Origin of the sequence: Roseovarius lutimaris, assembly GCF_900115165.1 — a bacterium.
Taxonomy (GTDB): domain Bacteria; phylum Pseudomonadota; class Alphaproteobacteria; order Rhodobacterales; family Rhodobacteraceae; genus Roseovarius; species Roseovarius lutimaris.
Map to the genome: position 1 here is coordinate 1 of NZ_FOVP01000009.1, position 24,322 is coordinate 24,322.

General features: G+C 60.7%; 21 protein-coding genes, 1 tRNA gene and 1 riboswitch. Of the genes, 13 read left to right on the top strand and 9 right to left on the bottom strand.

Going from position 1 to position 24,322, the window contains the following annotated elements; genetic code table 11:
* Both BMZ91_RS21950 and BMZ91_RS09015 read left to right on the top strand, forming a co-directional pair.
* Positions 1-690: tetratricopeptide repeat protein (locus tag BMZ91_RS21950; RefSeq protein ID WP_143076320.1), on the top strand; the 690-nt coding region annotated here is incomplete at its 5' end.
* Between the two features lie 856 nt (positions 691-1,546).
* Positions 1,547-2,293 carry a hypothetical protein gene (locus BMZ91_RS09015; protein ID WP_143076321.1) on the top strand — a complete coding sequence of 249 codons (747 nt, stop codon included), beginning with the start codon at positions 1,547-1,549 and terminating at the stop codon, positions 2,291-2,293.
* Between the two features lie 162 nt (positions 2,294-2,455).
* Here the strand turns inward: BMZ91_RS09015 and BMZ91_RS09020 are convergent.
* The 3 genes from BMZ91_RS09020 to BMZ91_RS09030 all read right to left on the bottom strand — a co-directional run bounded on the left by BMZ91_RS09020 (position 2,456) and on the right by BMZ91_RS09030 (position 3,685).
* A tRNA-Leu gene (locus tag BMZ91_RS09020) sits at positions 2,456-2,542 on the bottom strand.
* A 73-nt stretch (positions 2,543-2,615) separates the two neighbouring features.
* Positions 2,616-3,173, bottom strand: a complete 558-nt coding sequence (locus tag BMZ91_RS09025) for a tetratricopeptide repeat protein (protein ID WP_092837386.1) — start codon at positions 3,171-3,173, stop codon at positions 2,616-2,618.
* 32 nt (positions 3,174-3,205) lie between these two features.
* A complete protein-coding gene (locus BMZ91_RS09030; RefSeq protein WP_092837389.1) occupies positions 3,206-3,685 on the bottom strand; it encodes an Lrp/AsnC family transcriptional regulator in 480 nt (159 codons plus the stop codon).
* A gap of 106 nt (positions 3,686-3,791) precedes the next feature.
* Here BMZ91_RS09030 and putA point away from each other — a divergent pair, with 106 nt between their 5' ends.
* Genes putA through BMZ91_RS09045 form a run of 3 tightly spaced genes read left to right on the top strand, consistent with a single transcriptional unit; the run spans position 3,792 to position 8,366 of the window.
* The gene (gene putA / locus BMZ91_RS09035) at positions 3,792-7,223 is read left to right on the top strand and encodes a bifunctional proline dehydrogenase/L-glutamate gamma-semialdehyde dehydrogenase PutA (RefSeq protein WP_092837392.1); all 3,432 of its coding nucleotides are present in this window, start codon (positions 3,792-3,794) and stop codon (positions 7,221-7,223) included.
* Positions 7,224-7,254: 31 nt separating this feature from the next.
* Positions 7,255-8,001, top strand: a complete 747-nt coding sequence (locus BMZ91_RS09040; protein WP_092837395.1) for a rhomboid family intramembrane serine protease — start codon at positions 7,255-7,257, stop codon at positions 7,999-8,001.
* Entirely contained in the window at positions 7,998-8,366 is a 369-nt protein-coding gene (locus BMZ91_RS09045; protein WP_092837398.1) for a GFA family protein, read from the top strand. The genes BMZ91_RS09040 and BMZ91_RS09045 overlap by 4 nt, the downstream gene beginning before the upstream one ends.
* Before the next feature lie 56 nt (positions 8,367-8,422).
* On the opposite strand, the gene BMZ91_RS09050 is transcribed toward BMZ91_RS09045, so the two are convergent.
* Positions 8,423-9,208: an inositol monophosphatase family protein gene (locus BMZ91_RS09050; RefSeq protein WP_092837401.1), complete on the bottom strand. Its 786-nt coding sequence runs from the start codon at positions 9,206-9,208 to the stop codon at positions 8,423-8,425.
* Positions 9,209-9,297: 89 nt separating this feature from the next.
* Entirely contained in the window at positions 9,298-10,341 is a 1,044-nt protein-coding gene (locus tag BMZ91_RS09055) for an aldo/keto reductase (protein WP_092837404.1), read from the bottom strand.
* A gap of 239 nt (positions 10,342-10,580) precedes the next feature.
* On the opposite strand from BMZ91_RS09055, the gene BMZ91_RS09060 reads away from it, so the two are divergent.
* The 3 genes from BMZ91_RS09060 to metG all read left to right on the top strand — a co-directional run bounded on the left by BMZ91_RS09060 (position 10,581) and on the right by metG (position 14,223).
* A complete protein-coding gene (locus tag BMZ91_RS09060; RefSeq protein WP_245736281.1) occupies positions 10,581-11,135 on the top strand; it encodes a YceI family protein in 555 nt (184 codons plus the stop codon).
* A gap of 79 nt (positions 11,136-11,214) precedes the next feature.
* Entirely contained in the window at positions 11,215-12,450 is a 1,236-nt protein-coding gene (locus tag BMZ91_RS09065; protein ID WP_092837410.1) for an MFS transporter, read from the top strand.
* A 54-nt stretch (positions 12,451-12,504) separates the two neighbouring features.
* Positions 12,505-14,223, top strand: coding sequence for a methionine--tRNA ligase (gene metG / locus BMZ91_RS09070; RefSeq protein ID WP_092837412.1), 1,719 nt, complete (start codon positions 12,505-12,507; stop codon positions 14,221-14,223).
* 12 nt (positions 14,224-14,235) lie between these two features.
* On the opposite strand, the gene BMZ91_RS09075 is transcribed toward metG, so the two are convergent.
* Positions 14,236-15,315 carry a flavin monoamine oxidase family protein gene (locus tag BMZ91_RS09075; protein ID WP_092837415.1) on the bottom strand — a complete coding sequence of 360 codons (1,080 nt, stop codon included), beginning with the start codon at positions 15,313-15,315 and terminating at the stop codon, positions 14,236-14,238.
* Positions 15,316-15,548: 233 nt separating this feature from the next.
* On the opposite strand from BMZ91_RS09075, the gene BMZ91_RS09080 reads away from it, so the two are divergent.
* Positions 15,549-15,989, top strand: coding sequence for a c-type cytochrome (locus tag BMZ91_RS09080; protein ID WP_092837418.1), 441 nt, complete (start codon positions 15,549-15,551; stop codon positions 15,987-15,989).
* 2 nt (positions 15,990-15,991) lie between these two features.
* On the opposite strand, the gene BMZ91_RS09085 is transcribed toward BMZ91_RS09080, so the two are convergent.
* Positions 15,992-16,924 (bottom strand): LysR family transcriptional regulator, encoded by a 933-nt coding sequence (locus BMZ91_RS09085; protein ID WP_092837421.1) that lies wholly within the window; start codon positions 16,922-16,924, stop codon positions 15,992-15,994.
* A gap of 175 nt (positions 16,925-17,099) precedes the next feature.
* Here BMZ91_RS09085 and BMZ91_RS09090 point away from each other — a divergent pair, with 175 nt between their 5' ends.
* The 3 genes from BMZ91_RS09090 (at position 17,100) to BMZ91_RS09100 (ending at position 21,672) form a co-directional block, all read left to right on the top strand.
* Entirely contained in the window at positions 17,100-18,110 is a 1,011-nt protein-coding gene (locus BMZ91_RS09090) for a TAXI family TRAP transporter solute-binding subunit (protein ID WP_092837818.1), read from the top strand.
* A gap of 83 nt (positions 18,111-18,193) precedes the next feature.
* Complete coding sequence (locus BMZ91_RS09095; protein WP_092837424.1) at positions 18,194-20,422, top strand: TRAP transporter permease; 2,229 nt, start codon at positions 18,194-18,196, stop codon at positions 20,420-20,422.
* Positions 20,419-21,672 carry an NAD(P)/FAD-dependent oxidoreductase gene (locus BMZ91_RS09100; protein ID WP_092837427.1) on the top strand — a complete coding sequence of 418 codons (1,254 nt, stop codon included), beginning with the start codon at positions 20,419-20,421 and terminating at the stop codon, positions 21,670-21,672. The genes BMZ91_RS09095 and BMZ91_RS09100 overlap by 4 nt, the downstream gene beginning before the upstream one ends.
* On the opposite strand, the gene BMZ91_RS09105 is transcribed toward BMZ91_RS09100, so the two are convergent.
* Together BMZ91_RS09105 and BMZ91_RS09110 are read right to left on the bottom strand one after the other, a co-directional pair.
* Positions 21,669-22,703: a GGDEF domain-containing protein gene (locus BMZ91_RS09105; RefSeq protein WP_092837430.1), complete on the bottom strand. Its 1,035-nt coding sequence runs from the start codon at positions 22,701-22,703 to the stop codon at positions 21,669-21,671. The genes BMZ91_RS09100 and BMZ91_RS09105 overlap by 4 nt on opposite strands.
* The gene (locus BMZ91_RS09110) at positions 22,700-23,302 is read right to left on the bottom strand and encodes a heme NO-binding domain-containing protein (protein WP_092837821.1); all 603 of its coding nucleotides are present in this window, start codon (positions 23,300-23,302) and stop codon (positions 22,700-22,702) included. Before BMZ91_RS09110 ends, BMZ91_RS09105 begins: the two co-directional genes overlap by 4 nt.
* A 129-nt stretch (positions 23,303-23,431) precedes the next feature.
* A riboswitch (TPP riboswitch) is annotated at positions 23,432-23,533 on the top strand.
* A 52-nt stretch (positions 23,534-23,585) separates the two neighbouring features.
* Between BMZ91_RS09110 and BMZ91_RS09115 the strand changes: the two genes are divergently transcribed.
* Positions 23,586-24,320: an ABC transporter ATP-binding protein gene (locus BMZ91_RS09115; protein ID WP_092837433.1), complete on the top strand. Its 735-nt coding sequence runs from the start codon at positions 23,586-23,588 to the stop codon at positions 24,318-24,320.
* Positions 24,321-24,322: the final 2 nt, after the last annotated feature.

Below are 24,322 nucleotides of genomic sequence, written 5' to 3' on the forward strand. Positions count from 1 at the left end.
CAGTGGTATCGCCTCGCAGCCGAGCAAGGCCATGCCGACGCTCAGTACAACCTCGGCGTCATGCATGGCAACGGCTTGGGCGTGCCGAAAGATGACGTTGAAGCTGTGCGGTGGTATCGCCTCGCAGCCGAGCAGGGCAATGCCTCCGCCCAGTTCAACCTCGGCGTCAGGTATACCAACGGCTGGGGCGTGCCGAAAGATGACGTTGAGGCTGTGCAGTGGTATCGCCTCGCATCCGAGCAAGGCGATGCCGTCGCCCAGTACAACCTCGGCGTCATGCATGACAACGGCAGGGGCGTGCCAAAAGATGCCGTTGAAGCTGTACGATGGTATCGCTTGGCAGCCGAGCAAGGTAATGTCAGCGCCCAAAACAACCTCGGCAACATGTATGAAGACGGCAGCGGCGTTCTGAAAGATGACATTGAAGCTGTGCGGTGGTATCGCTTGGCAGCCGAGCAAGGCCTTGCCAGCGCTCAGTACAACCTCGGCCTCATGTATGCCAACGGCTTGGGCGTGCTGAAAGACTTAGTCTTCGCGCACATGTGGTCGAATATCGCCGGTGCCAACGGTCATGAAAATGCACCAAAACTCCGCGATTTATTGGAAGGTGAAATCACGCCTGAACAAATTTCGGAAGCAACACGACGGGCAAGGGGTTGCATGTCTTCTGGATACAGCGACTGCGATTGAGACATATGGTTTCCATCGCAGCGCGAAGCCTACCACGATAGGGCAATCCGCAATGCGGGGGGGTGTCTGAAACTCTATTGCTATCTGCACAGGGACCGGCGTGTATTCAATCCCGGTATTGTTAATACAGGTTTCGCGCGCGCTGGTCATCCCCATCCTTCTAGTCGTCCGGTTACGGTTCCTTCGTTAGGTCCAGCTTATCCATGATTTCATCAAGGGCATCGTCGGGCTGGTCCGCCTCAAGTTTGCGAGTGGCTTCGTTAAGGCGCTCTATCTACTTTTCATCATTCTTTTCAATTGACTCACTCATTGCTTGCCTGCTGTATCAGTCAATATGGAAAAGCCGACGATTGCCTCTATAGATGAATTTCTAGCCAGCGACAAATTTTTGGATGGCCTACATCCAGAATGGGGCGAGGGGCGCTTAGGCGTACAGCAGTTCAAGTGGAACTTAGTAGATGGCTTGAATATTGCACTTAGGGCTCACCTTGACGTCAGCCTAAAGCCTTCCTTGGATAGGCCGACGGTTTTGCTCATTTTCCATGGCCACCCGATATTTCGGCTAGACGTTGTACCTGACAATGAGGAAAAGCCAAATCCGCCCTGGGCGGCAGCATTGAAGTTGCCCAACTACGTTAAGGGAACTCACACGCACCCATGGTACGCAAACAAGGAACATGTCGCGTTGAATTGGGATAAGGCACTGCCATGTAGAGAGCCACTGCACCATAAGTTGTCTGAGTTAGATCAGGTATTAGCATATGTAGCGGACGCCCTGAATATAACGATGACCCCTGAGCAAAGGGTTGTTTATCTACCGAAACAGGGTAGATTCTTGAACTAAGGAGGCGAGAAAATGGACTGTTTAAGCTTGCGAAGTTTGACCGCTCGCCTTGATAGCTGCGTCGAAAGCTCAGATGGTAATGTGTTCAAAACCCATTGCCTGTACCCTTCATTCTCGCCAGTTTTTGTAACAATCTCAGCATGGGGCGACGGCTTCCGCGTGTCGGATGGTGGGGGTGCCAGCGAGAGTGTAATCCGCCAAGGCCTTGACGCTCACGCCCTGACCGCTGCCCTTAAGGCAGCTAAAAACAAATATCACCTTATTGAGCACGATGGTGTTTTGTCTCTAAAGATCGACAGCGGTGATTGGATCGAGAACGCAATACTTGCTGTAGCAAATGCATCGGCAATGGCAGCAAGCTTGGCGTATGCTCATGTCGAGCAAAAATCTTCAAAAGATATGGTGCCAGAAATCATTGCGGCCCTTTCGGAATTTGCCCCACTTAGCCAAATTGCCACAGATTACCAAGTGCGCGGCCACAGTGGTAAGGTTCGGAAATTTGACGTTGCTGTTATTGGGCCTCACAACCTCTTGTTTAAAGCGGTAAGTCCATTCGCCGGGTCTGTAAATTCAGCCTACGTTGCTTTTTCAGATGCACTTCGTGAAGGTAGCCCAATGTATTCATCTAGCACTGGGTATGGTGTTTTCCGAGAAAAGCTAAGCAGCGAAGATGCCACGCTATTGAACGATGTGGCTATTCTTGCTCCAGTTGCTTCTATTGGCCATGCGGCAAAGCGGGACTTCATTCGTCACTCTTAAGCCCTTTGATATGTAGGGCGCTTTCCAATGGTGCCCTTAAGAGCACTAAACGAATGGCGGCAAAGCGCGAATGACCATCGCGCACAAAGGGGATGCAAAGGGGGATTGATACGCAAGATTATTGCGTATCAATCTGAATTATAAGGATAATTCATTTTTAAATGGTGCGGGCGGTGGGACTCGAACCCACACGGGGCTACGCCCCAACAGATTTTAAGTCTGGTATGTCTACCATTCCATCACGCCCGCATCAGGACGCGGGCGAAACATAGCCGCTTTCGCGCGGGTGTAAAGCCAATGCGGGCGGTCCGGTGCGGCGCGCCTACAACTCTTCTTCGGCCGCTTCAAGCGCTCCGAGCAGATGTCGCTCGGGCAACCACGGGTTCAATTCAAGTGCCGCGCGCAATACCAATGCGGCCTCGGCTGGGCGCTCAAGCGCCATCAGGGTCATCGCCTGCCCGGTCATTGCCGCGATGTGGCGCGGCGACAGAGCCACGGCACGTTCAAGATCAGGAAGCGCGGCGCTGTAATCCTGCCTTATGAAATTGACAAAGGCGCGCTGATTGTACCCTTCGGCATAGGCCGGACAATAGGCGACAAGCGCATCAAAGGCCTTGACCGCGCCCTCAAAATCATAAGCGGCGCGGCGGGTCATGCCCTCGTCCAGAAGGCCTTGGGCATAGTCATCGGGCGCATCGGCCCAATATTGCCACATCTGATTGGAAATGATCCGGCCCGAGACCTCATCCGGGGCAGATTGCGCAGCCTCTATAAGATCGCCGATTTCCGTACCATGGTCGGGCGCCTCAGGGCAGGTTGCTGCCGCGAGCGGTCCGCCCGCAAGCCCGGTCAATCCAAATGCCAGAACCAGATACCTCATGACCCATTAGTATGGGGCGAGCCTCCGATTGGTCAAATCACATCGGACAGGGCGTTTTCTTTGACTGCCTGCATCGCCACATAGGTCGAGGTATTGGACAGATGCGGCAGGGTCGAAATCTGCTCGGCCAGAACCCGGCGATAATCGCTCATACTCTGGGTACGGATTTTCATCAGATAGTCGAAATTTCCGGCGATCAGATGAACCTGCTCGATCTCGGGAATTTTCGCAACAGCCGCATTGAATTCGGCCAGGGCCGCCTCGCGCGTGTCATGCAGGCGAACCTCGACAAAACTGACGTGATCAAGCCCAAGACGGATCGGATCGAACAGCGCCCGATATCCGGTGATCACCCCGTCGCGTTCCAGCCGGCGCAACCGCGCCTGCGTGGGCGATTTCGACAGCCCGATTTCGCGCGCAAGCTCGGTCACGCTGATCCGGCCATTGCCAGCCAGAACCCTTAGAATCGCCCGGTCGAACCGGTCCAGGTCACTTTGTTCGCTTTGGTCCATCTTTTGCTCCAATATGATGCGTTTGACCTGATATTTACTTGTAATCGGGAAAAGTAACTTAATCAATCATGCTACCTTAGGCGATCTTAGCCAGAGGGATGCTTTCATGCCATATGACACCGATATTCGCCGCGCCATTGATCTGGCAACCTATGCTGACGAGGGCGAAACCCTTGCCCGTCTGATCGGGATAGCCGCTTTGTCCGAGGAAGACCGGTCGCGCATCTGCGCCCGTGGCGCGCAATTGGTTCGTGATATCCGGGGCCAGTCGAACCCCGGCCTGATGGAGGTGTTTCTGGCGGAATACGGTCTTTCGACCGATGAAGGCATCGCCCTGATGTGTCTGGCCGAGGCGCTGTTGCGGGTGCCGGATGCCGAAACCATCGACGCCCTGATCGAGGATAAAATCGCGCCGTCAAACTGGGGCAAGCATATGGGGCATTCGACCTCATCCTTGGTCAATGCCTCGACCTGGGCCCTGATGCTGACCGGCAAGGTTCTCAAGGAAGACGCCCCCGGCCCGGTCGGCCATCTGCGCAGCGCGATCAAACGCCTGGGCGAGCCGGTGATCCGCACCGCCGTCGCCCGCGCCATGAAGGAAATGGGCCGCCAGTTCGTTCTTGGCGAAAACATCCGCGCCGCCATGGACCGCGCCGCCAACATGGAGAAAAAGGGCTATTCCTATTCCTACGACATGCTTGGCGAGGCCGCGCGCACCGATGGCGACGCCACCCGCTATCACCTGAGCTATAGCCGCGCGATCACCGCGATTGCCGATGCCTGCACCAATGCCGATATCCGCGACAATCCCGGCATTTCGGTCAAGCTTTCGGCGCTGCACGCCCGCTATGAAGAGGCCCAGCAAGAACAGGTGATGGAGGTGCTGGTGCCACGCCTGCGCTCTCTCGCGCTGCTGGCGAAATCCGCCAGGATGGGTCTTAACATCGACGCCGAAGAGGCCGACCGCCTGTCGCTGTCGCTCGATGTGATCGAAGCCGTTCTGGCCGAGCCGGCGCTTGCGGGCTGGGACGGATTTGGCGTCGTGGTTCAGGCCTATGGCCACCGCGCCAGCCTCGTTCTTGACCATCTTTATGACCTCGCCACCCGGCTTGATCGCAAGATCATGGTCCGCCTCGTCAAGGGCGCCTATTGGGACACCGAAATCAAACGCGCCCAGGTTGAGGGCATCGAGGGCTTTCCGGTCTTCACCTCGAAAGCCGCCACCGACGTGAGCTATATCGCCAATGCGCGCAAACTCCTGTCGATGACCGACCGTATCTATCCGCAATTCGCCACCCATAACGCCCATACCGCCGCCGCCATTCTGGAAATGGGCAGCGATAAATCGACCTTCGAATTTCAGCGTCTGCACGGCATGGGCGAGGCCCTGCACGGCATCATCCTCAAGGCCGAGAATACCCGCTGTCGCATCTATGCCCCGGTCGGCGCGCATCGCGATCTGCTGGCCTATCTGGTGCGCCGCCTTCTGGAAAACGGCGCCAACTCAAGCTTCGTGAACCAGATCGTCGATGAAGAGGTCGCCCCCGAGGTGGTCGCGCGCGATCCGTTTGATGCGGTCAACGATCCGCCCGCCGATCTGGCCGGTGGCCCTGACCTGTTTCAGCCAGAGCGCCCCAATTCACGCGGCTTTGATCTTCATCACCGCCCGACGCTTGATGCGGTGATTGCCGCGCGCGACGCCTTTGCCACGCATAAATGGGCCGCCACCGCGCTTGTCGCGGGCAAGGCGAAGGGCAATGCGCCGGTGCGCGTCGACAACCCCGCCGATCCCGCCGACAGCCCCGGCACCGTCGCCCCCGCAAGCGCCGCCGAGATCGAAACCGCCCTGTCATCGGCAAGACCCTGGGATGCCGCCCCGGCCGAACGCGCCAAGGTTCTCAACAAGGTCGCCGACCTTTATGAGGAAAACTTTGGCGAGATTTTCGCCATCCTGTCGCGCGAGGCCGGCAAATCCATTCCCGATGCGGTGGCCGAACTGCGCGAAGCGGTCGATTTCCTGCGCTATTACGCCGCCAACGCCCCCGAGGCCCCGGCGGTTGGCATCTTTACCTGCATTTCGCCGTGGAATTTTCCGCTGGCGATTTTCAGCGGCCAGATTGCGGCGGCGCTTGCCGCAGGCAACGCGGTGCTGTCCAAGCCCGCCGAGCAAACCCCGATCATCGCGCATTTCGCGATCTCGCTGATGCACAAGGCGGGCCTGCCAAAAACTGCGGTGCAACTTTTGCCCGGTGCGGGCGATGTCGGCGCGGCGCTTACCTCTGACGCGCGCGTCGGCGGTGTGGCCTTTACCGGATCGACCGGCACGGCGATGAAAATCCGCGCCACCATGGCGCAAAACCTCGCCCCCGGCGCACCGCTGATTGCCGAAACCGGCGGTCTCAATGCGATGATCGTCGATTCCACCGCCCTGCCCGAACAGGCGGTGCAGGCAATCGTTGAATCCGCCTTTCAATCGGCTGGCCAACGCTGTTCCGCGCTGCGCTGCCTCTATGTGCAAGAGGATATCGCCGAAGATTTCATCAAGATGCTCAAGGGCGCGATGGATGTGCTCTGCGTCGGCACGCCCTGGCATATCTCGACAGATTGCGGCCCGGTGATCGACGAAACCGCGCGCAAAGGCATTGCCGATCACATCCAGAAGGCCCGCGCCGAAGGCCGCCTTATGCATGAGTTGATGACGCCGAACGCCGGCACTTTCATTGCCCCCAGCCTGATCCGTATTGGCGGAATTGAAGAGTTGGAGCGCGAAATCTTTGGTCCGGTCCTGCATCTGGCGACCTTCAAGGCCAAGCATCTGGACAAGGTAATTGATGCGATCAACGCCACCGGCTATGGGCTGACCTTTGGCCTGATGACGCGGATTGATGACCGGGTGCAACATGTGACCGAGCGGGTGCATGCCGGGAACATCTATGTCAACCGCAACCAGATTGGCGCCATCGTAGGCAGCCAACCCTTTGGCGGCGAGGGCCTATCGGGCACCGGCCCCAAGGCCGGCGGGCCGCATTATCTGACCCGCTACACCGCCCGCCCGGCGGCACCGGTCGAGGCCGAATGGTCCGGCGCGATGACAGCCAAGGACGCACAAACCGCCCTTGAGCGCACCAACGCCGTGCCCGGCACCCCGCGTCAGGACATCGTGCTGCCCGGCCCGACAGGCGAATCCAACCGCCTGACCACCCGCGTGCGCCCGGCCCTGTTGTGCCTTGGGCCGGGGGCCAAAGCCGCCGCTGAACAGGCCAAGGCAGTCACCGATCTTGGCGGCGTCGCAGTCGAGACCACAGGCAGCCTTGACCCAGAGGCGCTTCAGTCTCTTGCCGGGCTGTCAGGTGCGATCTGGTGGGGCGATGCCAAGACCGCGCGCAGCTACGCCCTGGCACTGAGCGAACGGACGGGTCCGATCATGCCGCTGATCACCGGCATGCCCGACACCGGCCATGCCCTGCATGAACGTCACGTCTGCGTCGATACAACGGCTGCGGGCGGCAATGCAGAACTCCTGGGCGGCATGGCTTGACCTTACCACAGCATGGGGCCAACGTGGCCCCATGTTCCCGATCCGCGACCATAACCCTTCGAGGCGCACGCCCTATGTGACCTATGCGCTGATTGCCCTCAACGTGGTGATCTTCATCGGCTATTGGCCCCTGTTCGGCGATGCCCGCGCACTCAATATGTTCTTTTACGATTGGGCCATGATCCCCGCGCGGGTCACGCAATCCGGCGAGTATTCCGGATTGCTGACCTCGATGTTTCTGCATGGCGGGGTCATGCATCTCTTGGGCAACATGCTGTTCCTGTGGATTTTCGGCGACAACATGGAGGACCGGATGGGCCACCTGCCCTATCTCGCCTTCTATCTCGCCTCGGGCGTCGGCGCGGGCCTTGCACAGCTAGCCTCCGACCCGTCTGCAATGGTGCCCACCGTCGGGGCCTCGGGGGCGATTGCGGGGGTGATGGGGGGCTATCTTCTGCTGTTTCCGCGCGCGCGGGTCGATATCCTGATCATCTTCATCGTGTTCTTCCGCATCATCACCATTCCGGCCGCGATCCTTCTGATACTGTGGTTCGCGATCCAGCTCTTTAGTGGCATCGGCGCCGACCTCAGTAATGGCGGCGTCGCCTATTGGGCGCATGCGGGTGGCTTCGTGGTCGGTGCGGCCCTGACCGTGCCACTGTTCCTGCGCCTCGGCGGGCGGCGCTTCTGGGATGCCACACACGGACAACCGCCCCATCCCGAGGCGCGCTATGTCTATCGGCGCACCTCCATTCCCCCCGTAAGGCGAAAACGATGACACAGCCCCACAAAGCCACCTGCCATTGCGGCGCGGTCGAACTGCGCGTGACACTGTCCGAGGGGCTGGCAAGCGCGCGCCGCTGCGATTGCAGCTTTTGCCGCAGGCGTGGCGCCGCCGCGGTCACCGCCCCGCTGTCCGGTCTCGAGGTGATCAAAGGCACCGACAATCTGACACTCTATCAATGGGGGACAGGCACGGCGAAACATTACTTCTGCAAGACCTGCGGGATTTACACCCACCATCAACGCCGCTCAAATCCGAATGAATACGGCGTCAACCTTGGCGCCTTGGACGGGATCAACCCACGCAACCTTGGTGACATCCCTTGGGTCGACGGGGTCAATCACCCCTCCGACACCTGAGTTCTTCTTGGCAAAAATACTCAAAAAGAAAATTCTACGAATTTTCCTAGCCCGCCTCAGCCGCGGATCACACCGGCGAATTTGTCGAAAATCGCCTCGTTGCCACAGATCACCTCGCCATCGGCAAGAATGTCGCCGCCCTTGCGCAGCGGCTCGATAAAGCCGCCCGCCTCGCGCACGATAACGATACCTGCCGCCATATCCCAGGCATTCAAGCGCCGCTCCCAAAAGCCGTCATAGCGCCCGGCCGCCACATAGGCCATGTCAAGCGCCGCAGAGCCCCACCGCCGCACGCCGGCACAGGTCGGCATGATCCGCGCCAGATCCTGAAGCGTTTCCGGCAGGTCGGCGCGCCCGCCAAACGGCAGGCCCGTCGCAAAGATTGACTCGATCATCTTGCCGCGCCCCGAGACCCGCAGGCGGCTTTCATTGAGCCAGGCCCCGGCGCCTTTCTCGGCAAAGAACGCCTCGTCCTTGGCCGCATCATAGATCACGCCGGCGACAATCTCGCCCTTGTGCTCAAGCGCGATTGAGACCGCCCAATGGGGCAGACCGTGCAAAAAATTCGTGGTGCCATCCAGCGGATCAACGATCCAGCGCCGCGTCGGGTCCTGCCCCTCTTCGCCGCCGCCCTCTTCGGCCAGCCAGCCATAGGTCGGGCGCGCGCCCATCAGTTCGGTCTTGATGATCTTTTCGGCGGCGATATCGGCGCGGCTGACAAAATCGCCGGCGCCCTTCATCGACACCTGAAGGTTTTCGACCTCGCGGAAATCCTTGGCCAATGCCCGCCCCGCTTTGCGCGCAGCTTTCAGCATGACGTTGAGATTGGCACTACCTACCATTGCGACGGCTCCTTTTGGGTCAGGCCGCGCGTATACGCCGCAAGTGCGCGCCACACAAGGGGGCGGCGGCCCAATCCGATCCGTTTGCCCTAATAGGGCATCGGGTGCTCTTTATGCGTCGCGTCGATCTCCTCAAGGACCTCGTCGCTTAACGTGATCTCGCCCGCGCCAAGCGCCAGATCAAGCTGTTGCGGGGTGGTCGCGCCGAAGATTGCAGAGCACAGGAACGGCCGCGTCAGACACCAGGCAAGCGCCATCTGCGAGGGATCAAGCCCGTGCCTTTGCGCAATCTCAAGGTAGGCATCGACGGCAGCAAAGGCACGCTCGGTCCTGCGCCCGCCAAGATCGCCGTTGATCGCCATGCGCGAGCCGCCGGGCACCGCCCCACCCTGATATTTGCCGCTCAGGAAACCGGCCGCTAGTGGGGAAAATGCCAAAAGGCCAACATCCTCATTCACGCTCAGCTCGGCCAGATCGGTATCAAAGAGCCGGCACATCAGCGAATATTCGTTCTGGATCGAGGCCGCCCTTGGCCCCTGCCCGGCCTCGGACAGACGCAGCCATTGCGCCGTGCCCCAGGCGCTTTCGTTGGACAGGCCAAAATACCGGATCGTGCCGCGATCGACCTCGCGCTGTAACACCTCAAGCGCCTCTTGCATATGCGCAAGCGTCTCGTCGCGGTTCTGGCCAGATGGATCAAAACGCCAGTTCTTGCGAAACATATAGCTGCCCCGGTTGGGCCAGTGAAACTGGTAGAGATCAATGCAATCGGTCCTGAGACGGCGCAACGAGCCTTCAATCGCCTCGGGGATGGTTTTGGCTGAAATCGGCGCGCCATCGCGGGCATGCTTGAAGCCTTCCCCGGAATGCTTGGTGGCAAGGATCACATCCTCGCGCCGACCGCTACGGGCAAACCAGTCGCCGATGATCTCTTCGGTCCGCCCGGTGGTTTCTCCCGAAATCGGGGTGGTCGGATACATCTCGGCGGTGTCGATGAAATTTACCCCGCGATCCAGGGCGCGCTCGATCTGGGCATGGCCCTCTTGCAGGGTGTTCTGCGTGCCCCATGTCATCGAGCCAAGGCAAAGCGCGCTTACCTGCAAGCCGGTGCGCCCCAACGGTCTTTTCTGCATCTTCCATCCCCGTTTATCTGTCGTTCGCGCGCAATCTAGCGAATTTGCGGCTCGCGTCACCCCCACATGGCAGGGCCTGACAAAAAGTAGTGAAGATGCTGGAATAACAGTCGTGACATCCGCCCTGCTACCCCGCCAATCCCATCGCCCGTTCGCTGGCGGCGCTGCGGGGCGCCGGGTGCATGGAAAGTGGCGCAAACGTGACATCCATTTCACCCCCAACCGTGTAGTGTTTGATGATGTATCGCATTGCCCTCTTGTTGTGTCTGATTGCCGGTCTCGCAACAGCCGCCCCGCAAACCTATCGCCTGAACACCGCCCGCTCGACGGTGGGCTTTACCTATGGGTTTGGCGAGGCTGAAAACAAAGGCCAGATGCCGGTCAAATCCGCCACCATGCAGATTGACCTCAGAAATGTCTCGGAAAGCCATATCGACGTCAGTCTTGATGCCGACGGCGCCAGGGCCGGGTTTTTCTTTGCCACGCAGGCGATGAAAGGGCCCGAGGTGCTCGACACGGCGCAGTTCCCCACGGTTCGGTTCACATCGACACGGATCACCGGCACCCTGCGCAAAGCCCGCATCGTCGGCAACCTGACCGTGCGCGGCGTTACCCGGCCTGTAACGCTCGACGCCGCGCTCTATCGACAGCGCGGCACAGACCCCGACGACCTTGACAACCTGACCGTTTTGCTGACCGGCACGATCAGCCGCTCTGCCTTTGGGGCAAACGGGTTTTCAGCCTATGTCGGCGACAAGATCGGATTACGCATCATCGCGCGGATTGAAAAATAGCCGCTCCTGCGGAAAACGACACCTCTTTGTCGAAAAACATCAAGGGCCCTCTGCGGCAGGATGACATGTTGGCGGCACAATGCGCGTGATCATTTCCTTTGCGGCCCTCTTTTTGTCGGTCATCCTGCTTCAGCTGTCCACCGGGGGCGTTGGCCCGCTGGATGCGCTCTCGGGGCTGGCGCTTGGCTTCACCACCGCGCAGATCGGCATTTTGGGATCTTCGCATTTTGTCGGCTTCTTCATCGGCTGCTGGTTCGCGCCGCGCCTGATGGGAAGCATCGGCCATTCACGCGCCTTTGCCGCCTTTACCTCGGCCGGGGCAATCGGGCTTTTGGCGCATATGGTGGTGATTGATCCCTATGCCTGGGCGCTGATGCGGGTCGCCTCGGGGCTTTGCGTGGCGGGGTGCTACACGGTGATCGAGGCCTGGCTTCAGGCCAAGGTCACCAATGAGACGCGCGGCCGCACGATGGGCATTTACCGGGTGGCGGATATGGGGGCCTCGCTGATGGCGCAAATGCTGATCAGCGTGCTCGCGCCGGCCTCTTACGTGTCCTACAACCTGCTGGCGATCCTGTGTTGCGCCGCGCTTTTGCCGCTCACGCTCAGCCGTCTGCGCGAGCCGGAAACCCCCGATGCCCCGCGCCTGCGCCCGATGCTGTTGATCGCCTGCTCGCCGCTGGCCGCCGCCGGGGTTCTGGTCGCCGCCCTCTCAAGTGCGTCGTTTCGGATGATCGGCCCGCTTTACGGCCAACAGGTCGGCCTTGCCGTGGATCAGATCGCGGGCTTTCTGGCGGTCTTCGTTCTGGGCGGGGCCGTGGCGCAATACCCGGTCGGCTGGCTGGCGGATCGCTATGACCGTCGCTGGGTTCTGATCGGCCTGTCGCTTGCCGCGATCCTGAGCAGCGTGATCACCGCTCTTACCCGTGACCTTGATACCTTTGGTATCCTGGCAACCGCGTTTTTCTTTGGCATGACCACCTTTCCGATCTATTCGGTCAGCGCCGCTCATGCCCATGATTTCGCCGAGGCGCATGAGCGGGTCGAGCTTTCGGCGGCCTTGATGTTCTTTTTCGCCCTTGGCGCGATTGCCGCGCCGCTCATGGCCTCGACCCTGATCGAGCAATATGGCCCGCCGGCCATGTTCGTGATGATCGCCGCCGGGCATGCCCTACTGGTGGTCTTTGGCCTGTTCCGCATGCGCATGCGCCCGGTCGCGGAACGGCGCACCTCTTATGTCTGGACACCGCGCACCTCGTTCGTGATTGGCCGCCTCACAAGGCGCAGCCGCGACAAACCTGAGAACCGGCGCTAGAACTGCCTGCAAAGACGCGCTAAAGGGGGCACGAACCTTCAAAAGGCAGGCAATATGGCACGGCATCTGATCACATCGGCAATTCCCTATATCAACGGGATCAAACACCTTGGCAATCTGGTCGGGAGCCAGCTTCCGGCCGATCTTTTTGCCCGCTTCCAGCGCAGCCGCGGCAATGAGGTGCTGTTTCTCTGCGCCACCGATGAACATGGCACCCCGGCGGAATTGGCCGCCGCCAAAGCGGGCAAGCCGGTGGCCGACTATTGCGCCGAAATGCATAGCATTCAGTCTGAGATCGCCAAGGGCTTTGGCCTTAGCTTTGACCATTTTGGCCGCTCGTCCAGCCCACAGAACCACGCCCTGACCCAGCATCTTGCCGGCAAGCTTTACGAGGCCGGGCTGATCGAGGAGGTGACCGAAAAACAGGTCTATTCCAATGCCGATAAACGCTTTTTGCCCGACCGCTATATCGAGGGCACCTGCCCCAATTGCGGATATGACAAGGCGCGTGGCGATCAATGCGAGAATTGCACCAAACAGCTTGACCCCACAGACTTGATCGACCCGCGCTCGGCGATTTCCGGGTCGACCGATCTTGAGGTGCGCGAAACCAAGCATCTGTTCCTGCGCCAAAGCCAGATGCGCGAGCGCCTGAGCGCCTGGATCGACACCAAGACCGACTGGCCGGTCCTGACCACCTCGATTGCGCGCAAATGGCTCAACGATGGCGACGGGCTTCAGGATCGCGGCATCACCCGCGATCTGGATTGGGGCATTCCGGTCAAGCGCGGCACCGATGATTGGCCGGGGATGGAGGGCAAGGTATTCTACGTCTGGTTCGACGCGCCGATCGAATACATTGCCTGCGCCGGGGAATGGGCCGAGGCGAACGGACTTGACGACGCCGCATGGGAACGCTGGTGGCGCACCGGGCGCGGCGCCGATGACGTGCGCTATACCCAGTTCATGGGCAAGGATAACGTCCCCTTTCATACGCTTGGCTTTCCGGCCACGATCATGGGCTCGGGCGAGGATTGGAAGCTTGTCGATTACATCAAGAGCTTCAACTATCTCAACTATGACGGCGGCCAGTTTTCGACCAGCCAGGGGCGCGGCGTGTTCATGGATCAGGCGCTTGAAATCCTGCCCGCCGATTACTGGCGCTGGTGGTTGCTTAGCCATGCGCCCGAAAGCTCGGACAGTGAATTCACATGGGAAAATTTTCAGGCCTCGGTCAACAAGGATCTGGCCGATGTGCTTGGCAATTTCGTCAGCCGCGTCACCAAGTTCTGTCGCTCGAAATTTGGCGAAGAGGTGCCTGCGGGCGGCGCATATGGCCCTGATGAGACCGCTTTGATCGAACGGCTGAACACGCGGGTGCGCGAGTATGAGGCGCTCATGGAGGCGATGGAGGTGCGCAAATCCGCCGCTGCGCTGCGCGCGATCTGGGTTGAGGGCAACGAATATCTGCAAAATGCCGCGCCGTGGTCAACCTTCAAGGACAGTCCCGAGCAGGCCGCGATGCAAATCCGCCTCGCGCTCAACCTGATCCGGCTTTACGCGGTGCTGAGCGCGCCGTTCATTCCCGAGGCCTCGGCCCGCATGCTGGCTGCGATGCACACTAAGGATGACAGCTGGCCGGATGACATTGGCGCGGCGCTGGAAACCTTTGCACCGGGCCATGACTTTGCCGTGCCCGAGGTTCTGTTTTCCAAGATCACTGATGAGGCACGCGAAGACTGGCAGGCCCGGTTTTCAGGTCAGCGCACCTAATCGCGAATGCGCTCAGAGGGTGGTTAGCACCCTTTGGGCGGTCATTTCCCCGGCCGAAAACGCGCCGTCGATCAGGCCGGGGCTTTGATCGGCACTCTCGGAGACGGCAAACCACAACCGCCCGCCCAGATGCCCGGCGCGTAAGGTTTCGGGGCCGATGCCCGGATGCTCTGGCGGCGTCGCGAGATCAAGCGTGCTGCAAATCAGCGGCTCTTGCGCCCAATCCTTGATGACAAGCTCTGACGGCGCGCCCGCCTCTGGCCCAAAGCAGCGCACAAGCTGATCCAGAATCGCCCCGCGCACCCCCTCCGGGTCGGCGGCGCGCTCCGTAGCGCCAATCCCGACAAAGCCGAACAACGCCCCTACCTCAGCAGACGCAGGCGTATGATCATGCAGTTCGGCCAGCGGCCCGCTGCGGCTGGCCATCCGCCCCGACAGCCCGGTCTCGCGCCAGAAGGCGCGCGGATAAATCGCAACCGCCTTGGCCTGTTGCGCCATCCATGTCGGCGCGGCGCGCATCGCGCTCTCAAGCGCCACTGGCAGGCCCATGATTTCAACCTTCTCAAGCGTGCCGCGCAGCGGCGTGGCAAGGATGACCTGGCGCGCGCCAAGGCTCTGACCGGCGGCGGTGGTCACCCGCAGCGCGCCATTGCCGGCCTCAACGCGCACCACCGTTGCGCCGGTCTGAATGGTCTCGGGTCGCAGCTTTGCGGCCAATGCATCGACAATCGCGGAAGGCCCGCCCACAAGGCGCGAAATGCCGTCCTGCCCGATCAGGTGCTGGCGGCGCGGCGGCCCGCCGAATCCGTCGAGAATACCGTCTCCCGCGTCATGCTGGGCAAAGGGCGCAAGCGCCAAACGGCCCATCCAACGCGCGACCGCAGGCTGCCAGCGGGGCCAGACCCATGTCGGACCCAGATCGCCCAGCACCGCGCCGTCATCGCCCCGCACGGCCTGAACGCGCCCGCCAATCTCTGCGCCGCCCTCAAGCACAACGACCCGCGCGCCGCCCTCTTGCAGGCAAAGCGCCGCCGTCAGCCCGGCAATGCCCGCGCCGATCACCAGAACGTCACTGTCACGATCCCTGGCCATGCTGTCCCCTCCTGCCCCGATGCCCTGGGCTTAGACCGGGGCCGCGCGAAAATGGCAAGCGGTGATGTGGCAGGTCGGATTTAGGGGGAGCCGCGCAACCTTGCGACGGACCAAAAAGCGGTGATCAATTCCCGCCGCTATCGCCTGACAAGAGCGTGAGCAGAGGCCTCAAGTCATTGACTCGGGGCCGCTTTGCGCGCTCTAGTAAAAAGCCCCATGCGCGAGGCTAAGTCATGAAAATCAACCTAGGCACGATTAAGGCACTATCGCTTTCGGCGCTACTTGCGGCGCTGTGCCTGCCCGCATTTGCCGGGGATGTCACCCGTGGCGAGGCCTTATTCAAGGATTGCCGCGCCTGTCATTCGGTAATTGACGAAACCGAAACCGCCATCATTCGCGGCGGGCGCACCGGCCCTAACCTCTATGGGGTGATCGGGCGTCATGCCGGCAGCGTGCCGGGGTTTTTCTATTCCACGTCGATGGTTGCCGCCGGGCAGCAGGGGCTGCGCTGGAACGAAGAGGATTTCGTGGTTTACGTCAAGGATGCGACCGCGTTTTTGCGCGACTATCTCGACGATCCCGATGCGCGCGGTAAAATGGCCTATAAGCTGCGCGATACCAAGAAGGCCCGCGATGTATGGGCGTATCTCGAAAGCGTCACCAAGGCCCCCTGACCCTAGATCGCACCCCAAAACCGGTTGATCCGCCGCACCTCTTCATGCCAGAGCGCAATAAACGATTCCGCCAGTTTCGAGGGCGGGCGATGCGCGGGCGTGAGCGTGGCAAAGGCCAGCGAAATACCCGGACGAAAGGGGCGGAACACCACCCGATCCTGATCAGTCCCGCGATAATGCAGATAGCTTTCGGCGCTGAGCGTGTCGATGATCGCACAGGCCAGACCGTCTTCGACAAAGGTCAAAAGCGGCAGGTAATATTGCGTCTCAAAGCGCACATCCAGATGCCGACCGGCCAGTGAAAACGCTTTGTGAAGCTCTTTGTGGCTATGGTGATCCGCATGCAGCGCCGCCAGCGGCCTGCCATCCAGATCGGCAGGCGTGAGTATCGGTTTTTGCGCCAGCGGACCATCGGCCGGAACCGCGCAGATGCAATCGCTGGCGAAGGGTTCAGAGCGCACCAATTGGGTGTTCACCCCGAATTCGACGCCAAGATCGGCAATCCCGAGGTCATAGCTTTGGGTTGACATCAATTGATGCACCTGCGGCGAGCTGCGCGTCAGCACGGTCACCTTGATACCATCATGGGCCCGGGTGATGCGGCTGATCATGCGTGGCAGCAAAAACACCGAGGGCCCCGGCATCGCCACGATCCGCAAACTGCCGCTTTCAAGATTGCGCAGGTTTTGCATGTTGCGCTGTGCCGAGGTCATGCGATCAAGGATTTCGGTCGCCTCGGCCAATAGATAATGCGCCTCGGGCACGGGCGACAACCGCTTGCCCTTGCGCTCAAACAGACAAAAGCCAAGCTCGGATTCAAGCTGGGCAATGGTGCTTGAAATCGCCGGTTGGGTCCGATGGAGGTTGCGCGCCGCTTGGCTGACAGAGCCGGCGAGCATCACTTCGCGAAACACCGTGAGTTGCAGTAAATTCATGAAATCACCCTTATAAGATATTTTTATATTAATCCAAAAATTTGCGATTTGTATTTATGTTTTTTCTGCGCCACGATGCGAGATATCGGGGGGGTGCGGCCCCACGCCTTTGGGCGTTGTCAATTGGCCAACTCACATTCCGCCCGCAACAAAAACCAACAGTGGAGAGATGAAAATGACATTTATGAAGCGAATTTCGGCGGCGCTCATGGCCGGCGCGCTGCTGGCCGGGCCGGCGCTTGCGCAGGATATGACGTTTTTCCGCATCGGCACCGGTGGCGCCGGCGGCACCTATTTCCCGATTGGCGGCATCATCGCCAACGCCATTTCCAACCCACCCGGCTCGCGCCCCTGCGACGAGGGCGGCAACTGTGGTGTGCCGGGCCTTGTGGCCATGGCGCAATCGACCAACGCCTCGGCGCATAACGTGAACGCCGTGCAGGCTGGTCAGATGGAGGCCGGTTTGACCGGCGCCGCGACGCTGCATTATGCCTATAAAGGCATCGGCGTGTTCGAGGGCAACCAAAAGCCTGATGTGCGCGTGATTGCCAACCTCTTCCCCGAAGATCTGCACCTTGTGCTGCCCAAGGACGCAAAACTGAACGGTCTGGCCGATCTCAAGGGCAAGCGCGTTGGCATTGCGCAGGCGGGTTCGGGCACGCAGATCGCGGTCGAGCTGATCCTTGCCGCGCATGGCATCACCCGCGATAACATCGAAGAGGCCGAGCTTAACAACACCCAAAGCGCCGAACGCCTGGCCGACGGGCAGCTTGACGCCTATTTCTATGCCGCCGGCACCCCGGTTGCGGCGATGATCCAGCTCGACAACACCAAGGGCATGGAAATCTATGACTGGACCGAGGAAGAATTGAAAACCGGCAACGAGGCCGTGCCCTATTACATCAGGTCATTGATCCCGGCGGGCACCTATCCGGGCGTTGATTATGACGTTGATACGCTGGCTGTGTCGGGGATGCTGATCACCAATGCCAATCAGCCAGAAGAGCTTGTCTATGAGATCACCAAGGCGCTTTGGTCTCCGACCGCACGCAAGCTCTTGGACAACGGTCACCCCAAAGGCAAGGCGATCACCGTTGAAACCGCGCTTGACGGGGTCGAAGGGATCGGCGTGCCGCTGCATCCCGGTGCCGAGAAATACTATCGCGAAATCGGCATGCTGAAGTAAATCAGCGCGCCCACCGGGGGTGGGTCACTTAACACCCGCCCCCGGTTTTTCGCCCCCCAATCCCCCGACAGGAGTGTTTCGCCATGAGCAGCGAGCAAACGCTGGATGCCAAGGCTCTGGAAGAGCTTGAGAAAAAGTACGATTCCGCGCTCAATACCCGCGACAACGGACCCGTGCTTAAAAAACTCGGATATTGGGCGGCGATCATCTTTGCGCTTTACCATATCTGGACCGCAGGCTTTGGCACGCCGGTCGATCATGTGCACATGGGCATTCACCTGGCCGGGCTTTATTTCTTTATTTTCATCAGTTTCCCTCTGATCCGCACGGCAAGCAGCCTGCATTACAAGGGCCCGAGCACGATGGCGCCGGGCAATGTGCCGCTCTATGACTGGGCGCTGATCGTGCTGAGCGTCCTGGCCGCCCTGTTTCTCTGGATAAGCTGGCGGGGCTTTACCGGCTTTGGCCTTGATATCCCCGAACAAACCCTGCGCCAGGGCAACCCGACCACCACCGATGTCGTGCTTGGCACGATCCTTGTTCTGTCAACGCTGGAAATTGCGCGGCGCACGATTGGCTTCGTGTTGCCGCTGATCATCATGGTGTTCATGATCTATGCGCTTTTCGGGCCGCAGATGCCCGCCCAGATCTTGCGCCATCCGGGCGTTGACTGGCGGCAGTTCGTCAACAACATGTATTTCCCGTCCGAAGGTATCTTTGGCATCACGCTCTGGGTGGTCTCGACGGTGGTGTTTCACTTTGTGCTGTTCGGCGTTGTCGCCCAACGCATGGGCCTTGGCCAGTTTTTTATCGACAATGCGATGATGCTGGCGGGGCGCTATACCGGCGGGCCGGCCAAGGTGTCGGTGGTATCCTCGGCGTTCTTCGGCACGATCTCCGGCTCGTCGATTGCCAACACGGTTTCGACCGGGTCACTGACCATCCCCAACATGAAAAAGATGGGCTATCCGGGCCATTTCGCCGCCGGGGTCGAGGCCGCCTCTTCCGCCGGCGGTCAGATCACCCCGCCGATCATGGGCGCGGCCAGCTTTCTTATGGCCGAATATCTTGAGGTGCCCTATACCACCATCGTGATCGCCGCCATCGTGCCCGCGCTGATGCATTATATCGGCGTGATTTCGATCGTGCATTTCACCGCCCGCCGCCTTGGCCTGACGGCCTATGCCAAAGAAGATCTGCCGCGTTTTCTGGCGGTCTGGCGCGAAGGCTGGGTCACGATCGTGCCGCTGATCGCGCTTTTGATGGTGCTGTTTTCGGGCTATTCCCCGAATATGGCGGCGTTCATGGGGCTGATGCTCTGTATCATCGTGGGGTTCTGCGGCATCGACAAGCCCGCCACCTTGATCATCCCGCTTGGGTTGTTGGGCTTTATCTTCTGGAAAGCCTCTCCGATGAGCGGGGCCGGATTTTCGCCGACAATCGCCGGGATGCTTGGCGCGCTCACGCTGATCGGATCGCTTCACCGCAACAAACGTCAGGATTTCGGCGACCTGCTTGATAGCTTTCACATCGGCGTGCAATACGCGCTCGCGGTCGGGGCGGCCTCGGCGGCGGTGGGGATCGTGGTCGGTGTGATCAACACCACCGGTGTCGGCTTTCGCATGGGCTTCATGGTCACCAACGGCGCCTCAGACATTTCGATGGCGATTGCGCCGCTGCTTGACTGGATGCCGGTCGAGGCCTTCAGCCAGCCTTCACTGCAACAGTTCATCTCGCTGGTGCTGATCGCCATGGCCTGTATCCTGATGGGGGCCGGCCTGCCGACGACGGCGCTTTATATCATGCTGGTTGCGGTCGCCACCCCCGCGCTTAGCCAGCTTGGCGTGCCGCCGCTCGCGACCCATATGTTCGTGCTCTATTACGGCGTCATATCCGAGATCACGCCGCCGGTCTGTGCCTCGGCCTATGCGGCGGCGGGGATTGCCAATGCCAACCCGTTTCGCACCGGCATGACCGCCTTTACCCTTGGCCTGGGCAAGTTGATGGTGCCGATGGTCTTTGTCTATGCGCCGACAATCCTGATCGTGCTGCCGGAATATTTCACGCTTGGCTCATTCCTTCAGGTCTCGATCACCAGTGGCTTCGGGATCTTCTGTATTGGTGCGGCGGTGGCGGGGTTCCTGATGGCGCCGTTGCGCGGGCTCTGGCGGCTTAGCTTTGTGGTCGGCGGCGTGCTTTTGGTCGCCCCCAGCCTTGGCAGCGACATCGCGGCGCTTGTGGTGATGGGCCCGGCCATCGCGATGCAGGTGATTGGTGGACGGACCGCAACCGCCCCGGCACGCAACGCATGAGCGCGCCGCAAATCACAGCCGTGATCGGCGGCGGCATCGTCGGGATTTGCACGGCAATTGCCCTGGCCGAGCGCGGCACGCCGGTGCGCCTGATTGATCGCGATGCCCCCGGTCAGGGGGCGTCAATGGGCAATGCCGGGGTGATTTCGCCGTTTTCGGTGGTGCCGCAATCGCTTCCGGGGTTGTGGCGCGATATCCCCCGCTGGGTGCTTGATCCTTCAGGGCCGGTGCACCTGCGCCCGCGGCACATCCCGCGGTTTCTGCCCTGGGCGCTCAGATTTCTGCGCGCAGGGCAACGTGACCGGGTGCACGCCACCGCAGCGGCAATGCATGCGCTCAACCACGACAATGTCACGCTCTACCGACAGCTTTTGGAAGGCACCGGGCACGAAGACCTTGTGCAGGACAGCTTTTACGTGATGGCCAGCCGCAGCGCCGCGCCCGCTCGGCTTGACAGTTTCACCAACCAGTTGCGCCGCAAATATGGCGCCGAATTAGAGGCCGTGGACGCCGCCGCGCTGCGGGGTCTTGAACCGGCGCTATCGCCTGCGTTCAAATCCGCGCTTTTGATCAAGGGACAGGCGCGCGCGCTGTCGCCGGGGCGTATCTGCGTCGTGCTGGCCGATAAGCTGCGCGGTTTGGGCGGCGAGGTGGTTTGCGCCAAGGTCACCGGGCTTTTGCGCACCGACGAGGATTGGCAGATCAACACCGACACCGGTCCAATCCGCGCCACCAATGTTGTGCTGGCCGCCGGGGCATGGTCGGCGCGGCTTTTGGCACCGCTTGGTATCGACGTGCCCCTTGAGGCCGAGCGTGGCTATCACCTTGCTTTTCCAGACGCCCCCGTGACGCTCAACAATTCGGTCATGGACGCGGATATGAAGCTTGTCGCGAGCAGCATGGAAGGCGCCCTGCGGGCCGCCGGCACTGCGGAATTCGGCGGGCTTGAGACCGAGGCAAGCCCGGCACGGGCAGAGGCGCTTGCCAAAGTGGCGCGCCAACTTTGCCCGGATCTGGCCGAGGCGCGGTATGAAACATGGTCGGGCCTGCGCCCGTCGTTTCCCGACAGCCTTCCGGCAATCGGGCCGATCAAAGGGCAACCCGGCCTGATCGCCGCCTTTGGTCATAGTCACTGGGGCTTTATGATGGGGCCGAAAACCGGGCGTCTGGCCGCCAGTCTGGCCATGGGCGAACAGCCCAATATAGACCTGTCCCCATATGATCCAACGCGGTTCCAGCACGCAACTTAGTCGGTGCCGTGCAGCGGGGGATCGGCGCGCAAGGCGGGATCGTAAAGGACATGGCATGCCCGGCCACGTGCCTTGGCAGCATAAAGCGCCAGATCCGAATCTTCCATCATGCGCGCCAGATCAGGGGTCTCATAGGCACAGCTCAGCGTCGCGCCGATGCTACCCGATACCCGGCATTCCTGCCCGTTATACATCACCGGCTCTTCCAGGCACAGGATCAGCCGAGTGGCAATTTCGCTCAGACGCGCGCGCGCGGTGACCCCGGCGAGAATCAGCACGAATTCATCGCCACCGGTGCGCGCGACAAGGTCATCGGCACGGGTTTGTGCCAGGATGCGACGGGCCACGTTCTGCAAGACCTGATCGCCGGCGGCATGGCCCAGGGTGTCATTCACCTGTTTGAAATAATCCAGGTCAAGGTGCATCAGGGCAAAATCCTGTTCGGTCTGCATCAGCCGTTCAAGCACATGATCCATCGCGCGGCGGTTTTTCAAACCGGTAAGCGTATCGGTATAGGCCTGCTCTTCGGCGGCGATGCGTGCCCCCTGAAGCCGCAGGTTGAGCTTGCGCGACGCCTCCATCGCGGCGGATTTCGCCTCGATCAGATAGAGCATCTCGATAGTCAGATCGGTCGCCGGAAAATCCCCGGCATTAAGGCCAAAATCGCGCACCGCATCGACCACGGAAATGCCAAAGGACAGGTTGATGATCGCCCCCCCCGGCGGCCCAAGCGATGCCGCGCCTTGCGGCAGCGCGATCAACACGCCTTTCATCCCGGTGCGCACGCCATCGCGCAATCGCAAATGCAACCGCGCGCCATGACAGCCCCGCAGCCCCGCCATGGTTTCGGCCACATGGGGACGACGCAGCTCGGCGATTTCCAGAAACCGTTCCCCGATCAAAGGCTTACCTGCAAAAACCTTCTGCAAGGTCGGCCCCGCATGCACCACATGCCCGCTGGCATTCAGCACCGCATGCATCGGGCACAAGACATCAAGCAAATCATAGGAGGGATAGGTTTCATCGCTCATCCGGTCAGCCCCCCGGCGCCAAGTTCAAAGCTCCGACCGCTGGCAAAAGCCGTCTCCAAAAGGCGAATCAGGATCACTTCGCGCCCTGCACTTGCCCCCCTGTATTCAAGAAAAACCAGGGCGCCATAGTCATCCGCCATGGCGCGCAGAACCCCCATCACCACGCGCCCAAGTCGCAGATCATGATGTTCGCACAGGCCGACGGTCAGGCTGTAACTGCCTTCGCCATGATCGCGCAATTCAAGCGTCGGCAAGTCAAGATCGAACACAGCAAGGCGGGCACGTTCGGCCAGATCATCCAGAGAGTGCAGGAAATCCACGAAATCCACCCCACCAAAGCGCAAAAGCCGTCGCGGCGCCTCGATATCGGGATGTGAGATCATATAGGTGCCGATATCCTCGAACAGGTCCGGCAAATCCTTGCCAAGACGCGTCGCCAGGGCCGCCAGGACCTCTTTGGTCACCTGCGGTTCATAGGTCATCATCGCCTCGAACTCTGTATACCCGAGATCGAGACGTCTTATGGTTTCAAGCCAGACGTCGCGCCCATAGGTATCGCGAACAAATCTCTCTATGGCGCGGTTAACCAGCCCGTGCATCGCAATCTCCACTCGTACCGCGCAACTGTGGCACGCCGGGGTTAACAAGCATTGAACGCCTGAAATTCAGTCAATGTTACACAGGCTTCGGCCAAGGCTTGTCACCGCCGGGACGCGTTGCTACATCTTTCATATCCGTTGGGGTGCCCGTTTCGGGCTGAGAGGCAATGATGCCAACCCACCGAACCTGATCCGGCTCGCACCGGCGGAGGGAACGGAGACAGCGCCACACAGCGGCGCCCTTCCCCCCTTGTGCCATGCGCTACACAAAGGAAGGCCGCCGATGCACCCGACACCACCCGAGCTTGTGATCGAGGGCAGCGCCCGGATTGGCGACACGCCGATTTTCGGGCCGCTGCGCCTTTGCATGCCTGCCGGGCGCTGGACCTGTCTTCTGGGGCCGTCGGGTGTCGGGAAAACCACGCTTTTGCGGCTTTTGGCCGGGGTTGATGATGTGACCGATTTTACCGGCACGATCACCGCCTCGGACGGTCTGGCCTTGCCGGGGCGGATGGCCCTGATGGCGCAGGGCGACCTGTTGATGCCCTGGCTTGACGTGCTGGGCAATGTCACGCTTGGCGCGCGCCTGCGCGGTGCGCCGCGCGACAAAGAGCGCGCGCTTGCCATGCTTAACCGTGTGGGCCTCGGCGAGCATGCCCGCAAGACGCCGGAGGCGCTTTCGGGCGGGCAACGCCAGCGGGTGGCGCTTGCGCGTACCCTGATGGAGGATCGCCCGATCGTGTTGCTGGACGAGCCGTTTTCGGCACTTGATGCCCGCACCCGCGCCCAGATGCAGGACCTGAGCGCCGAACATCTTATGGGGCGCACCGTTCTGATGGTCACTCATGACCCGGCCGAGGCCGCCCGTCTTGGCGATGCGATCCATATCCTGTCAGAATCCGGCCTGACCGATTTTACCCCACCCCAGGGCGCGCCGCCGCGCCCGGTGGATGACACCGAAACCCTTGCCGCACAGGGCCGCCTGTTGGCGCTCTTGCGCGCGCCCGCGATGCCATGAAA

Excerpts from the sequence above, each read along its gene's own strand:
- BMZ91_RS09050 (WP_092837401.1), bottom strand. The coding sequence starts at position 9,208 with ATGGTAGGTAGTGCCAATCTCAACGTCATGCTGAAAGCTGCGCGCAAA.
- BMZ91_RS09055 (WP_092837404.1), bottom strand. The coding sequence starts at position 10,341 with ATGCAGAAAAGACCGTTGGGGCGCACCGGCTTGCAGGTAAGCGCGCTT.
- BMZ91_RS09110 (WP_092837821.1), bottom strand. The coding sequence starts at position 23,302 with ATGCACGGGCTGGTTAACCGCGCCATAGAGAGATTTGTTCGCGATACC.
- BMZ91_RS09065 (WP_092837410.1), top strand. The coding sequence starts at position 11,215 with ATGCGCGTGATCATTTCCTTTGCGGCCCTCTTTTTGTCGGTCATCCTG.
- BMZ91_RS09105 (WP_092837430.1), bottom strand. The coding sequence starts at position 22,703 with ATGAGCGATGAAACCTATCCCTCCTATGATTTGCTTGATGTCTTGTGC.
- BMZ91_RS09075 (WP_092837415.1), bottom strand. The coding sequence starts at position 15,315 with ATGGCCAGGGATCGTGACAGTGACGTTCTGGTGATCGGCGCGGGCATT.
- BMZ91_RS09045 (WP_092837398.1), top strand. The coding sequence starts at position 7,998 with ATGACACAGCCCCACAAAGCCACCTGCCATTGCGGCGCGGTCGAACTG.
- BMZ91_RS09060 (WP_245736281.1), top strand. The coding sequence starts at position 10,581 with ATGTATCGCATTGCCCTCTTGTTGTGTCTGATTGCCGGTCTCGCAACA.
- BMZ91_RS09090 (WP_092837818.1), top strand. The coding sequence starts at position 17,100 with ATGACATTTATGAAGCGAATTTCGGCGGCGCTCATGGCCGGCGCGCTG.
- BMZ91_RS09015 (WP_143076321.1), top strand. The coding sequence starts at position 1,547 with ATGGACTGTTTAAGCTTGCGAAGTTTGACCGCTCGCCTTGATAGCTGC.
- metG (WP_092837412.1), top strand. The coding sequence starts at position 12,505 with ATGGCACGGCATCTGATCACATCGGCAATTCCCTATATCAACGGGATC.
- BMZ91_RS09115 (WP_092837433.1), top strand. The coding sequence starts at position 23,586 with ATGCACCCGACACCACCCGAGCTTGTGATCGAGGGCAGCGCCCGGATT.
- BMZ91_RS09095 (WP_092837424.1), top strand. The coding sequence starts at position 18,194 with ATGAGCAGCGAGCAAACGCTGGATGCCAAGGCTCTGGAAGAGCTTGAG.
- BMZ91_RS09085 (WP_092837421.1), bottom strand. The coding sequence starts at position 16,924 with ATGAATTTACTGCAACTCACGGTGTTTCGCGAAGTGATGCTCGCCGGC.
- BMZ91_RS09025 (WP_092837386.1), bottom strand. The coding sequence starts at position 3,173 with ATGAGGTATCTGGTTCTGGCATTTGGATTGACCGGGCTTGCGGGCGGA.
- putA (WP_092837392.1), top strand. The coding sequence starts at position 3,792 with ATGCCATATGACACCGATATTCGCCGCGCCATTGATCTGGCAACCTAT.
- BMZ91_RS09100 (WP_092837427.1), top strand. The coding sequence starts at position 20,419 with ATGAGCGCGCCGCAAATCACAGCCGTGATCGGCGGCGGCATCGTCGGG.
- BMZ91_RS09040 (WP_092837395.1), top strand. The coding sequence starts at position 7,255 with ATGTTCCCGATCCGCGACCATAACCCTTCGAGGCGCACGCCCTATGTG.
- BMZ91_RS09030 (WP_092837389.1), bottom strand. The coding sequence starts at position 3,685 with ATGGACCAAAGCGAACAAAGTGACCTGGACCGGTTCGACCGGGCGATT.
- BMZ91_RS09080 (WP_092837418.1), top strand. The coding sequence starts at position 15,549 with ATGAAAATCAACCTAGGCACGATTAAGGCACTATCGCTTTCGGCGCTA.